Below are 13,964 nucleotides of genomic sequence, written 5' to 3'. Positions count from 1 at the left end.
TGGAAAAATGATGGTGCAGAATGAAGGCGATGTACAGGTAGGGGCCTTCCACCCTACCCGATCAGCTATCGTTCCTTGGTACCCAGGCGCACCGAATGTACCAATCTACTGGTGCCGGTATGTCTTTCAGCTTCTCATATTGCTTATGGCTCGATCCGCATGGAACCCGTTTTCATGGCCCTCGGTCAGGCAGCGACCACGGCTGCTGTACTGGCCGTGGATAATAATGTGGCGGTGCAGGAGATTGACGTACCGCTACTACAAAACCAACTAAAAAACGATCCGCTGGCCGATGGCACTACGCCCGAAATTCTGCTCGACAACGACGTGACACCCGCCGCAATCACCCTAACCGGCAACTGGCGGCAGGAAAAAGGCGGCGGAAAATATGCACTGTCGCAACTGGTGGATAATTCGAAAGGTACCCAACCTAGGTCGGTGCGGTTTACCCCAGAGGTAACCAAAGCCGGGAAGTATACCGTCTACATCTTTAATCCCTATCCCGGTGGTGGAGGCGGAAATCCGGCGCAGTATGACGGAAAAACCACCGGCAAAGCCAGCCGTACGAACCTGAAAATAAAAGCCGGAAAGACAATCGAGTCGGTGGAGTTAAACACCCAAACCCAGGTAAACGAATGGATCGAGGCCGGGACCTACCTTTTTCCGGCAGGATCCGACAGCTACCTCGAAATTTCCAACGCTGGTGCCGACGGCTCCGTGGTAGCCGATGCCGTGCTACTGGTGCCGGTGCAGTAGCGAGGAAAGGGTACCTGCGTTGATTTGCCCGATGCGGTGTTCCATCACCGCCGCAATGTTAACGGCCCGCATTTTCACCTCCGTAGCTTTTTCTCCTTCAAATAGTTCGTCGACAGTAGCATAGAAAAGGGCCAGCCAGGCATCAAAGTACTCAGGGCAAAAGGGGTAGGTTTCATTCAATTTAAAGTGTGGTGGCATAGGTCGGCTCCGGTAGGTACCCGTACCGAAGAGAATTCCTTCCCAAAAATCGTACATCTTGGGTAGGTGCGTATCCCAGTTCACATCGGCTATTTCGTTGAAAATTACGCCGATCGTGGCATCGTTGCGTACTTTGTCATAAAAAGTATTGACGAGATTTTCTACGTCAGCGCGGGTCGTGATATCGGGGAGCATCGTATTTTGCAGCATTTGTTTCTGGGTACCTAACAGCGCTATTAACCTTTTTCGTTCTATAGTCCGACATGACTTTGGTCATTGTCACCCATACTTTTTTTGTAAAAGTCTGCTTTCTTTACTTTTGTCCCCCCAACAACAATCTCTCTATTTCTGACTCCTCCATTTAGAGCCTCTATCCCGAACTATGAATTTAATACTTGTAAAAATAGGGGGTAATATCATCGACAACCCCGATGCCTGCGCGGCCTTTCTGCAGGCATTTGCCCAGCTACCTACCCCCAAAATCCTCGTCCACGGCGGCGGTAAAATCGCCACGCAGACCGCCGCCCAACTCGGCATTGAAACCAACATGGTGGAAGGCCGCCGGATTACAGACCGCCCTATGCTGGATGTGGTGACCATGGTGTACGGCGGATTGGTGAATAAAAATCTGGTAGCCCAACTGCAAGCCAACGGCTGTAACGCCATCGGTCTCACAGGGGCGGATGGCGGTATCATCCGTTCGGTGAAGCGCCCGGTCAAAACGATCGACTATGGTTTTGTGGGCGACATAGAAGAAGTGAACGCCTCACAATTGCAAAGCCTGCTGAATAGTGGCCTGGTACCCGTGATCGCTCCACTGACGTACAGCCGCGAAGGCCTGTTGCTGAACACCAATGCCGACACCATGGCCTCGGCCACGGCCGTGGCTCTGGCAAGTACCTACTCCGTCAATCTGGTGTATTGTTTCGAAAAAAAGGGCGTCCTCTCCGACCCGGACGACGATGAAGCCGTAATCGATAAGTTGAACCCTGCCACCTATTTAGAATACAAAAGTACGGGCGTTATCAACAAGGGTATGATCCCGAAGCTAGACAACGCCTTTGCAGCCCTGAAATCGGGGGTAGATAGGGTCACGATCTGTCATGCCAACGACCTACTGAATGCCGCTATCGGGGATGCTGGTACAGTGCTTACTGCATAACAAAAGCTTTTATCGCCGCTATAAGGACAAGGGAGAGTCATCCCAAAAAGACCCTTTGGACGACTAAATATCGTTTGTTTCAGAGAAGTATTTAGCAGGAAGTAGGAGCCGCCGACCTACTCAATTAGTGATACTTATTAAATTTTTTTAAATTTGATCAATGTATCGATCTGCTCCTTTGTCGTAAAATGATTTTTAATAAAGTAAAAGCTTCTATTCTCTGGCTGGTCGTAGTTTACCTGGGTGTGAGCGAGGGATTTTCTCAGTCCGTGACTTTCTACAAGGATGTGCAGCCCATCGTCCACGCCAATTGCGCGGTCTGCCACCGTCCGGGCGAGGCGGCGCCGTTTTCACTCATTACCTACGAGGACGTTTCGAAGCGCGCCAAATTCATCCGCAAGGTAGTCAGTATCCGCTACATGCCGCCCTGGAAAGCCGACGACCACTACGTCGATTTTGCCAACAATCGCTCCCTGAGCGAGCAGGAAATCGCCACGATCGTGGCTTGGATCGATGCCGGAACGCCCAAAGGGAAAGAAGACAAAAAAGCCGAAAAAGCCCTGCTGGAACGCACCAATGCCGGCACCGCCTACGCCCGCAAGCCCGACCTGACACTGAAAATGTCGGAGGCTTTCGTTCAGAAAGGCGACGGAAAAGAGCGATTCATGATGTTCAAGGTACCTTTTGAACTACCGAAAGGTGCCAATGTAGAGGCCATTGAATTTACCTCCAACAACAAGAAAATTATCCACCACGCCAACTACGCCATCCATCCGGTGGAAGATACCGCGATCAACCTGTACAATACCGTCAATGTCGTGGATCTGAACGGCGAATCGGCCAGCCAATACTATCAGTGGGTGAAATACAAGAAGGAAATGGCCTACTACGGCGGCTGGATTCCGGGCGCTACCTACGAAACCTACCCTGCAGACATGGGTTGGGAAATGCCCCGCCGGGGCGTCATGCTGCTGACGGTACATTATGGTCCTTCGGCCCTGGACGCCGAAAGCATCAATGGCGTCAATTTCTTTTTTAAAGATACCCCCATCGAGCGGAAAGTGAAGGTGATTAGCCTGGGTTCGGGCGGGATTGGGGAGAAGGATATCACGCCCCCCTTCATGATTTTTGCGAATGAGGTCAAATCCTTCACCCTCAAAGTAGCCAATAACCAGCCCGACGTATCGTTATTATACGCCTGGCCCCACATGCATCAGTTGGGCAAGTCGTTCAAAGCGTATGCCACTCAGGCCAGCGGCGACACCATTCCGCTGGTACGCATTCCGGCCTGGGACTTCCGCTGGCAGGAGATTTACCGCTACCCGAAGCCGGTATTGCTACCCAAAGGAGCAGTGGTGCATATCGAAGGTACCTACGATAATACCGCCGATAATCCCATGAACCCTCATAATCCGCCCCAGCTGGTACTTTCGGACGGCAATATGCGCAGCGACCAGGAGATGATGACGCTGATTTTGATGTACGTCGAGCGAAAACCCGGCGACGATACGCTAACGTTTGACTGGGAGTGAGTCAGTGGGTAGTTACCGTTATCAGCTCTTCCATCAGCCTGTTACCTGGCTACTACCTCTTTAAAACACTACTGTATGGTCAATATTCTACAAACTTTTTTTTGCAAAAAGGAGCATTTTGTTCTGCTTTTTCTAGCCTTACTGGCTTGGCAGGAAACAATAGCGCAAACACTTTTTACCCGACTTCCTGCTGAATCAACGGGCATTGATTTTGTGAATAAAATCGAAGAAGATGACTCCCTGCACATTTTTCGCTACGAATACCTGTACAACGGCAACGGGGTAGGCGTCGGAGATTTCGACAACAATGGCTGGCCGGATCTGTTTGTTTCCGGCAACACGGTACCCCATAAATTGTATCTGAATCGCTCAGCCAAAACGGCGGGTACCATCCGGTTTGAAGACGTGAGCCGCGCGGCTGGCGTGGAAGGCAACGGCACCTGGGGTACGGGCGTGAGCGTGGCCGATGTCAATGGCGATGGGCGGCTGGATGTGTACGTCTGTCACTCGGGCTTTTTCCGGGAGAAAGCGCAGCTGGCCAACGAGCTTTTCATCAATCAGGGTGTGAAGAATGGGGTACCTATATTTCAAGAGATGGCGAAAGAAATGGGATTGGACGTACCGGGTACCCTATCGACGCAGGCGGCTTTTTTCGACTACGACCGCGACGGCGACCTGGATATGTTCCTGCTGAATCATTCTAACCACACAGTCAATCCGTTCCTGAACACCCGCGAAATTAGAGCTACGCCTAATCCCTACTTCGGCAATCGCCTGTTCCGCAACGATAGCAAGAAAGGTACCCCCCACTTTACGGACGTAACCAAAAAAGCGGGTATCATCAACAATGCCCTGAATTTCGGCCTGAGCGTTACCGTGGCTGATATTAACCAGGACGGCTGGCCCGACCTTTATACCAGCAGCGACTATACCGAGGTAGACTGCTACTATGTTAATAATCGCGACGGTACTTTCACCGAATCACTGCGGCAGTCGTTTGCCCATATATCCAAGTTCTCAATGGGCGCCGACATCGGTGATTTTAATAACGACGGCCGCCCCGACGTGCTGACCCTCGACATGCTGCCCGAAGACAACCACCGGCAGAAACTGCTGAAAGGCCCCGACATGTACGACCAGTACCATCTCCTGCTCGACAGCGGCTACTACCACCAGCAGATGCGCAATATGCTGCACCTGAACATGGGAACGGATGCCAAGGATCAGGTGCGATTCAGTGAGATAGGTCAACTGGCGGGTATCTCGAACACCGATTGGAGCTGGGCGGGACTCCTGGCCGACTTCGACAACGACGGCTGGAAAGACATCCTGATCACCAACGGCTATTTGCGGGATTTCACCAATATGGATTTCCTGAAATACACCGTGGCCGAGGCCCAATTGCAGCAAGCCGCCAAAGGCAATCTCAATTTTCAGACCTACGGCCTAGTGCAGAAAATGCCCTCCAACAAGCTTACCAACTATTTGTTCCGAAACCGGAATGGCGACGAAGCGAAAAACATAGGGTTTGAGAATGTTTCCCAACAATGGGGCTTGACCGAAGCTACCGTATCCAACGCCGCCACCTACGCCGATTTTGACCGGGATGGTGACCTGGACTTGGTGATTTCCAACATCAACGACCCCATCTTTATTTATCAAAATAATGCCCCCAGGAAAAACTACCTGACCCTGCGGCTGGAAGGCAATCAGCCCAACACCCAGGCTCTGGGCGCAAAAGTATGGCTGTATTCCGGCGGCCGGCAGCAGTATAAGGAACTCTACCCCGTGCGGGGGTACCAGTCGTCTGTTACTACCGATTTGCATTTTGGGCTGGGAGAAAATTCAGCTGTGGACTCTGTGGTAATAGCCTGGCCTTTGGGGGAGCGTACCGTTTTACCCATTCCCGCAACAAATCAATTGCTGGTTGTAAAAGAACCTTCGTCGGGAGGTACTTTGGCGGGATATAATGAGCCCAAAAGCAAACAACCTACCCTGTTCGAACAGATTTCTCCGAAAGAAACGGGACTTGATTTCATTCATCAGGAAAATGATTTTGTCGATTTCAAAGTCGAGGTACTTCTCCCTTACCAGCTCTCGCGCATGGGCCCGGCGCTGGCGCGGGGCGATGTCAACGGCGATGGCCGGGAAGACCTGTTTTTTGGCGGAGCGGCTAACCAGTTCGGGGTACTTTATCAGCAAACCGCCGACGGGAAATTTGCCGCCGCCCCCGCCCAACCCTGGCGGCAGCACGTAACTTCCGAAGCCGTAGCCGCGCATTTTTTCGATGCCGACGGCGATGGCGATCTGGATTTGTACATCGTGAGTGGGGGAAACGAGTACGAGGATCAGTCACTCGAATACCAAGACCACCTGTACCTCAATCAGGGCGGGGGTACCCTGGCCTTTGCCGGTAACGCGTTGCCCGTCATGCTCAGCCCTACACAATGCATCGCCAGCGCCGACGTGGACGGCGACGGGGATTTGGATTTATTTGTCGGGGGCCGGGCGGTGCCGGGTTCTTTCCCCGAAGCGGCCCGCAGCTACCTGCTGCGTAACGACAGCCAACCCGGTCAGGTACTTTTCACGGATGTGACAGCGGAATGGAACGCGAATCTGCTCCGGCCGGGTATGATCACGGCAGTAGTCTTAGAAGATCTGGATGGCGATGGACGGAAGGATTTAGCCCTGGCGGGCGACTGGATGGGCATAAGGCTTTTTCAAAATCGGAGTAACAGTTTTATCGAGGTACCTGCCAAAGCGCTGCAAAACACCGAAGGAATGTGGGCCTCGCTCACCGCCGCCGATCTGGATAGCGACGGCGACCTTGATTTAATAGCGGGCAATTGCGGGCTGAACAATCAGTTCCATACATCAGTCGACAAGCCCATGACGCTATACTACGACGATTTTGACAAGAACGGACTGGTCGATCCCATCATCAGCTACTACGTGGGCGACAAAAGCTACCCTATGTTCTCGCGCGACGAGATGCTGGACCAGATGGTACCCTTACGGCGCAAGTATCTTTCCTACGAATCGTACGCCGATGCCACCGTGGAAGATGTGTTTGGTAAAGCCAACGTCGAGAAATCAAAAAAACTGGTTTGTACGCAGCTGGCGAGCGTGATTCTGGAAAATAAAGGTAGCCTTACTTTCGCGCTCCATGAACTACCGCAGGCCGCCCAGGTATCCCGCATCGGGGGCATCGTCGTGGACGACGTCGATCTTGATGGCAGAAAAGATTTGATCGTCGCCGGCAACTTTTCGCCCTACCGCGTACAGCTGGGGCCCAGCGATGCGTCATTCGGTTTGTTTCTGAAACAGAAAAGTCCGCTGCAATTCGAGCCGGTAGGTCCTGAGCAATCGGGGCTATGGGCCGATGGCGACGTGCGCGCCCTGACTACCGTGAATGTGGGGGCACAAAAGTGGCTCATACTGGGGCGCAACGATAGTGCAACGCTGGTTTTCCGAATTAATCAGCCCAAAAAATAAGCCATGCGATTCCTTCCGACCCTATTTCTCATATTATTATGCTTTCCTGCTGCCGCCCAAAGAAGTACCGGCGGCACCGGTGGGGTACCTTCTACCGAGTTGTTTCACCGCGCCCAGAAAAACCTCACCCGCACCATCGTTCACGATATTTTCTCGCCTCCGGTAGCCAGCCGGGTGTATGTATACGCCAATGTGGCGGCCTACGAAGTCCTGGTGCGCAACCATAAGCAATACAAGAGTCTGTACGGGCAGATACCCGGCGTACCCGATCTTGCCCGCATACCTACCCCTGGCCAGATCAACTACCCCCTGGCCGCGCTCTACGCTTTGTTCCAGACGGGCGGAAAAATGGTTTTTTCCGAACCCCTGCTTCAGGATAGCGCGGCGGTCATTCTGCAAGAAATGCACGAAACCGATCCTGCTGTGTATCAGAACTCCCTCCGTTTCGGGCAGGCCGTGAGCGACAGCATACTCCGATGGGCGGCGCAGGATCACTACCCCGAAACCCGGCGGCGGCGGCGTTACACGTATAGCAAGGCACCCGGCAAGTGGGTACCTACCCCGCCGGGGTACTTCGACGCCGTCGAGCCCTATTGGAACCAGATCAGGCCGATGGTGATGGATTCGGCGCAGCAATTCAAGCCCGCCCCTCCGCCTGCTTTCAGCACCAATAAGGAAAGCGAATTCATGAAACAGGCTTACGAGGTATACGACCGAACGCGGCAGATGCCACCCGAACATACCCTGATTGCCAGCTACTGGGATTGTAATCCGTTTTATCTCAATACGCAGGGACACCTCAATTTTGCCACCAAAAAGCTCTCACCGGGCGGGCATTGGATGTCCATAGCCGGGCAGGCCGCCGCTACGGCGAACCTGGACTGGCCCGCTACCGCCGGGGCATACCTGCTGACTTCCATTGCCCTGTTCGATGGTTTCATCAGTTGCTGGGACGAAAAATATCGCAGCCAGTTGATCCGGCCCGAAACAGTGATTAACACCTACATCGACGAGAAATGGCGCCCCCTGCTCCAAACACCTCCTTTCCCTGAGTACACCAGTGGGCATAGCGTCATTTCCACGGCATCGGCGACGGTACTAGCCGACTATTTTGGAAAAGACTTTACGTTTATTGACAATACGGAGGTAGAATACGGCCTGCCCGAGCGCCGTTTTACTTCTTTTAGGCAGGCCTGTGACGAAGCCGCTATCAGTCGGTTGTATGGAGGTATCCACTACCGGGCGGCCATCGAAGAGGGTCAGATTCAGGGTGAGAAGGTAGGACAGCTGGTATTGGATAAGATTCGGCTCCGTCCTTGAATTCTCAGATAGGTGTTTGTTGTAAAACCTGCAAAACTCCTTGACTTGCTCCCTGATTTTATTTAAATTTCATTCCCAGTACCTCCCCGACAGACTTAAGTGAAGCCTTATAAGGCACTATTTATTAAATTTTTTTAATAAATTACGATTCCATCCTAAGAATAGTTTATATCTTTGAAACAAATTACTCTTTTTTTTAGTACTCTTTGAACTATGCAGTATTACTAAAAAGTTAAGCTTGTATTATTTTAATCACTTATTCAACCAAATTAAACACCTGCTATGCGACTAAAATTTACGTGTTTAAACCGTGTTTTGACCCTACTTTTCGTGCTGGCAAGCATCACGATGGGTATGGCTCAGACCAAGGCCGTAACGGGCACGGTTCAGGATGAGGCGGGCAATGGGTTGCCCGGTGTTTCTTTCCTCGTGAAAGGAACCAACAATGGCGGTGCCACCGACGCGAATGGTAATTTCCGGGTCAATATCAGCACCGATAACGCTGTCCTCGTATTTTCTTCCATCGGTTTTCTGGGTAAAGAGGTACCCGTAGGTAACGCCAGTGTACTTACTGTTACGCTTACCGAAGACACCAAGCTGCTCAATGAAGTAGTGGTGACCGGTTTCGGTATGACGCAGGAAGCCCGCAAACTTTCTTTTTCTGTACAAAGTGTAGAAGGTCAGGATCTGACTCGTACCAATAACGCTAACGTGGTAAACGCCCTGCAAGGTAAAGTAGCCGGAGTAATGATCAACCAAGGTACAGGCGGACCGATGTCTTCTTCGCGCATCCGTATTCGGGGTAATGCTTCGCTAAGCCCTAACTCCCAACCTCTGTTTGTCGTAGATGGCGTACTGATTCGTCCCGGCACAACGGGCGCCGACTCATGGGGTGCAGGCCAGGACTTTGGTAACATCATGAAAAATATTAACCCTGATAACATCGAGTCTATGACTGTGCTCAAAGGCTCAGCGGCCAGTGCGTTGTACGGCTCGGAAGCCTTGAACGGGGTGGTGGTAGTACAAACCAAAAAAGGACGGTCGGACAAGGGTATCGGCGTTACCTACAACCATACTTCTTCTTTTGAAACCGCCTACCGGTTCCTGGATTTACAGAACCAGTACGGAGCCGGCTTGGACCCTACGTTTACGGTGGGAGCCGATGGGGTACCCGAAGTGGACCGCAATAACTGGCCTTATTCGTTCGGTCCCAAATTTGAAGGACAGCAGGTCCGTGACCTGGATGGCCGTATGATCGAATGGAAAGCCAATGACCCGTTGAGCTTCTTCCAGACAGGGAAATACATTAACAACAATGTGGCCGTAGAAGGCGGCAATGAACGCAGTACCTTCCGGGCTTCGTTCTCCAATTTGAAGAATACGTCCATTATGCCCGCGGGTACCGAACTGAAGCGGAATAACTTCAACATCCGGGGTACGCAGAAGATAGGTAAAATCTTTAATCTGGACGTGAGCGCCGACTACACAGACAATGACATGGTGAACCCCATTCGTCAGGGTGGTAATTACAACCCCGTCTTCCGGTTCGTGTATTACCGTCCGCGCTCGCTGGACATCGATTACTGGATGAATAACTATCTCGATCCTGTTGCAGGAGGACGCCGTCAGGGAGCCAACGATCCCTATAGTATCACCCAATTCATGTTCGAGACGTTCCAGTATCAGCAAATGCGTAATGAGAAAGTGTTCCGTAGCAACATTGACCTGAACGGTACCATTACGCCCTGGCTGAGCTTTTTGTTACGCGGTAATGTCCAGACTGAACTCTATACCGGTAATAATATGAACCGGGGTCCCAATGCGAACTTTACGGGTGGCGAATACGGTGAGTACACCGAAAACAAGAGCCAGTCTCGTTTTCAGGGGATCGTGATGTTCAACCACCAGTTTGGAGACGATTTTAACCTCAGTTTCAATGTGGGAGGCGAAACCAACCGCTTGAATGGAGGCCGATACTTCCGGGCAGCTACCAATGGCGGCCTAAGGGTACCTGATGTATTTACATTAGCAAATACACAGAATACGCTCAACTATAGCAATAGCCTGACCCCTTCCCGCCGGATCGACGCCTTGTACGCCTATGGTGATGTGACATTCAAGGACGCCTTGACACTCAATTTCAGCTACCGGAATGACTGGTCATCTACCCTGACCTACGCCGATGGCAGTGGTGATTACTCCTATTCATATCCAGCCGTAGGTCTGGCCTGGATCGCGACCGAGTCAATCTCCAACCTGCCCACGTGGTTGTCATTCGGCAAGTTGCGGGCCAGCTTTGGATACACTGGAGGCGATACTGATGCCTGGAATACCAACTCGACAGGAAATTACGGCCCCTTAGGTACCTATACGCAAGCCGATGGTAGCCAGGTCAACCTCTCGGGCTTCCGGGACAACACCCTACCCAATTACGGCCTGAAAAACCGTCTGGCCCGTGAAGTGGAAGTAGGTGCCGATATTCGTTTCTTTAGCGGTCGCCTGGGCTTTGATTTCACTTATTATAACAAGCTGACGCGCAACGAAATCCTGAGCCTTTCCACAACACCCGAATCAGGAGTAAACAGCAAAATTGTTAATGCGGGTAAAATCCAGAACAAAGGCATCGAGCTTTTGATCAATGCTACGCCTGTGAAAGCTGGTAAGTTTGAATGGAATACCAGTCTGAATTTCACCCGTAACCGCAACAAGGTACTAGAACTAGTAGAAGGTACAGACACCTACCAGCTGAGCCTGGGCTTCGGAGCTGACATCCAGTCAGTGGCCCGTGTTGGGAAAGACTATGGTACCCTCATTACGTCCTACGCCTATGCTACCTATCAGGCCAAGGATGCCAATGGCAATCCCATTGATAATCCTGCCAACGGACAGAAGGTCATTGGTGCCGCCAGTGGTACTACGGGGGGCTATCCTTCGTACCTGCGTAGCGGTTCGTACGGCCAGGGTGCCAAAGAACTAGGTACCATGATGGAAAACTTCCTGGCCAGCAATATCAACTCGTTCCGTTTTGGTGACTTTTCAGCTAATATCCAGCTGGACGGCAAATTTGGCGGCCTGATGGCTTCGGCTACGCACCAGTATGGTTCGTCTAACGGAAACTTCAAGAACAGTCTGTTTGGCCGTGACACCGAAAATGGGGGTATTACGTTTACGGATGAACAGGGTAATGTGCGCAACGACGGTATCATTCCTGAAGGCGTACTGGCCGATGGCTATAGCGTAAAAGTAGCGGATCAGACGATCGACTTGGGCGGTATGAGCTACGCTGAGGCCGTAGAAAAAGGCTACCTGAAGCCAATCCCCGCTTATGCTTACTATGAAAACCTAACGCAGTGGGGCTCAGGTATCCGTGAGTATTCCGTTTTTGAAAATTCGTGGGTATCGCTTCGCGAGGTATCAGTGGGCTATAACGTACCCGCCTCGTTGCTGGCCAAAGCCAAAGTGCAATCGATGCGGGTAAGCCTCGTGGGTCGTAACCTGATCTACCTGTACCGTACGGCGAAGGATGGCATCAACCCCGAAGGATTGTACAGCAACCGGGCGGGCGAATTTATGGAATACGGCGGTCTGCCCTTTACCCGCAACCTGGGGGTTTCTGTCAGCATTGGCCTGTAATCCCGATTTAACTCATTCATATATCAAATCAGAAGCAACATGAAATTCTTAAAATATAAAATTTTGCTGCTGGCTACCGCGGGATTCCTGGTGACTTCCTGCGATAAGCAGGACTTCGTGGATGTGAATACCAATCCCGACGCGCTTTCGGCGATTCCTCCCCAGAATCAGTTCCTCAATGCCACTATAGCCATTCACGGCCAAGACTTCGAAGCCTTTTACGACCTTTACCGTCGCATTATGCCCTGGCTTCAGTACACCACCGGGCTGAATGGTAATCAGGGAGCTTTTACGCAAACCTTCGACAATTTTTCCCAGCGGTACGGGCGGCTTTATAGCGGTGTCGGCGATCGGCTTTACGATCTGGAAAAGCTGGTTGAAAATATGCCTGCCGAAGAGCAGCCCCGGTATACGAACATGATTCGCATCGCCCGGATTCTGAAGGCTTACTATACGTTCTACGTATCAGATATCTACGGAGCCATTCCTTATTCGGAAGCATTTCAGGGCCGTTATGGGGGTACCTTGCAACCCGGCTACGACACCCAGCAGGAAATATTTGCCCAACTGGATAGTGAGATAAAAGAAGCCGTTGCTACGCTTAAAACCAACCCAACTGTTCCACAGATAAGTCTGGGATCATACGATCAGTACTATGGCGGCAACGCGCAGAGCTGGGTTAAGGCCGGCAATGCCCTGCGACTGAAAATCGCAATGCGTCAGATTAAAGTAAACGCCAGCACGGCACAGACCATTATCAAGGAAGTACTGGCGATGCCCGCCGCCGACCTAATGGCCTCCAATGCCGATGGATGGGTGTTCAAAGCCAATGCTGCTTTTACCGGCGGAGGAAACTGGGACCCTACAACCCTGCGTGCGCCTAAGCCCATCGTGGACTTTATGTGGCAGACTAAGGACCCCCGCATCGACGCGTTCTTTACGCCTAATTCTTACTCACAAGCCAACATCGATTTGCTGATTGCGGCCAATCGTCTACCCTCAGGTACCAAAGCACCGGAGCGGCGCTACGTGGGCAGCTTCACCAATCCCGATCAGGTGAAACTACCCGCCATTACGCAGCAATACTATACGCCTCGTTCCATCACGGCCAATGGCCAGCAATTGACCATCGATACGTTATCGTACATTCAGCCGCGTCTGTTCAGCGCTACCATCGCCGATGCTAATGGCAACGCCGGTACGGGCTTCTCGTATCTGCCGGTCATTACGTTCTCCGACTTCGCTTTCATGCGGGCTGAGGCTGCTGCGCGGGGTATCACCGCCGAAAGCGCTAAAACCTGGTACGAAATGGGCGTTACGAGTTCGATCAACTGGTACGATATGGTTGCTCAGGGCGCTCAGCTCACCAATTACACCCCGGTAACCCAGGCAGAAATTGATGCCTATCTGGCCCGGCCCGAAGTAGCCTTCGATGCCAGTAAAGCACTGAACCAGATCGCCAGCCAGGCCTATCTGCATTTCCTAAAGCAACCCACCGAAGGCTGGGCCAACTGGAAGCGGACGGGCATTCCCAATGACAATTCCGTGGTTCCTATGCCTACGCTCACCAACAACGGAGCCACGCTGATCATTCCGCGTCGGGCGCCCATTGGTCTGGTGAATCCGAGTGATCCCAACTTTACCAACAAGCAGGCAGCCTACGATGCCATGCTGGCCCTGCCCGGCTTTGGCCGCGACCTGCAGGACGCCACAGGTCGTGTGTGGTGGGACCAACCCTAAGGATATTGGTTAATTTGATTGTTGTTAATTAAAAAACAGGGCCGGATATCCGGCCCTGTTTTTTATGCAAAAGTATTTTACTGCTTCCTGTATTGAACAGCGAATTTGCCAGAAAACCACCGACTATT

Annotated in this window: 8 protein-coding genes; 7 read left to right on the top strand and 1 reads right to left on the bottom strand. The window is 52.0% G+C overall.

The genetic code is table 11. From position 1 onward, the window contains the following. Window positions 1–75 precede the first annotated feature (75 nt). Window positions 76–756 carry an FAD-dependent oxidoreductase gene (locus GBK04_RS31555; RefSeq protein ID WP_444544418.1) on the top strand — a complete coding sequence of 227 codons (681 nt, stop codon included), beginning with the start codon at window positions 76–78 and terminating at the stop codon, window positions 754–756. Here the strand turns inward: GBK04_RS31555 and GBK04_RS15350 are convergent. After that, window positions 736–1,164, bottom strand: coding sequence for a group III truncated hemoglobin (locus GBK04_RS15350; protein WP_373331009.1), 429 nt, complete (start codon window positions 1,162–1,164; stop codon window positions 736–738). The genes GBK04_RS31555 and GBK04_RS15350 overlap by 21 nt on opposite strands. 172 nt (window positions 1,165–1,336) lie before the next feature. Between GBK04_RS15350 and argB the strand changes: the two genes are divergently transcribed. From argB to GBK04_RS15320, 6 genes are all read left to right on the top strand, one after another. Then, the gene (argB, locus tag GBK04_RS15345) at window positions 1,337–2,116 is read left to right on the top strand and encodes an acetylglutamate kinase (RefSeq protein ID WP_152761128.1); all 780 of its coding nucleotides are present in this window, start codon (window positions 1,337–1,339) and stop codon (window positions 2,114–2,116) included. A 188-nt stretch (window positions 2,117–2,304) separates the two neighbouring features. After that, the gene (locus GBK04_RS15340) at window positions 2,305–3,648 is read left to right on the top strand and encodes a cytochrome c (protein WP_152761126.1); all 1,344 of its coding nucleotides are present in this window, start codon (window positions 2,305–2,307) and stop codon (window positions 3,646–3,648) included. Between the two features lie 75 nt (window positions 3,649–3,723). Further along, window positions 3,724–7,143, top strand: a complete 3,420-nt coding sequence (locus GBK04_RS15335; protein ID WP_152761124.1) for a CRTAC1 family protein — start codon at window positions 3,724–3,726, stop codon at window positions 7,141–7,143. A 3-nt stretch (window positions 7,144–7,146) separates the two neighbouring features. Beyond that, a complete protein-coding gene (locus GBK04_RS15330; RefSeq protein WP_152761123.1) occupies window positions 7,147–8,463 on the top strand; it encodes a vanadium-dependent haloperoxidase in 1,317 nt (438 codons plus the stop codon). Window positions 8,464–8,778: 315 nt separating this feature from the next. Next, the gene (locus GBK04_RS15325) at window positions 8,779–12,096 is read left to right on the top strand and encodes a SusC/RagA family TonB-linked outer membrane protein (RefSeq protein WP_373331008.1); all 3,318 of its coding nucleotides are present in this window, start codon (window positions 8,779–8,781) and stop codon (window positions 12,094–12,096) included. A 39-nt stretch (window positions 12,097–12,135) separates the two neighbouring features. Next, window positions 12,136–13,836 carry a SusD/RagB family nutrient-binding outer membrane lipoprotein gene (locus GBK04_RS15320; RefSeq protein WP_152761121.1) on the top strand — a complete coding sequence of 567 codons (1,701 nt, stop codon included), beginning with the start codon at window positions 12,136–12,138 and terminating at the stop codon, window positions 13,834–13,836. Window positions 13,837–13,964: the final 128 nt, after the last annotated feature.

Source organism: Salmonirosea aquatica (genome assembly GCF_009296315.1).
Classification (GTDB): domain Bacteria; phylum Bacteroidota; class Bacteroidia; order Cytophagales; family Spirosomataceae; genus Salmonirosea; species Salmonirosea aquatica.
This window is presented reverse-complemented; position numbering and strand designations above follow the sequence as displayed.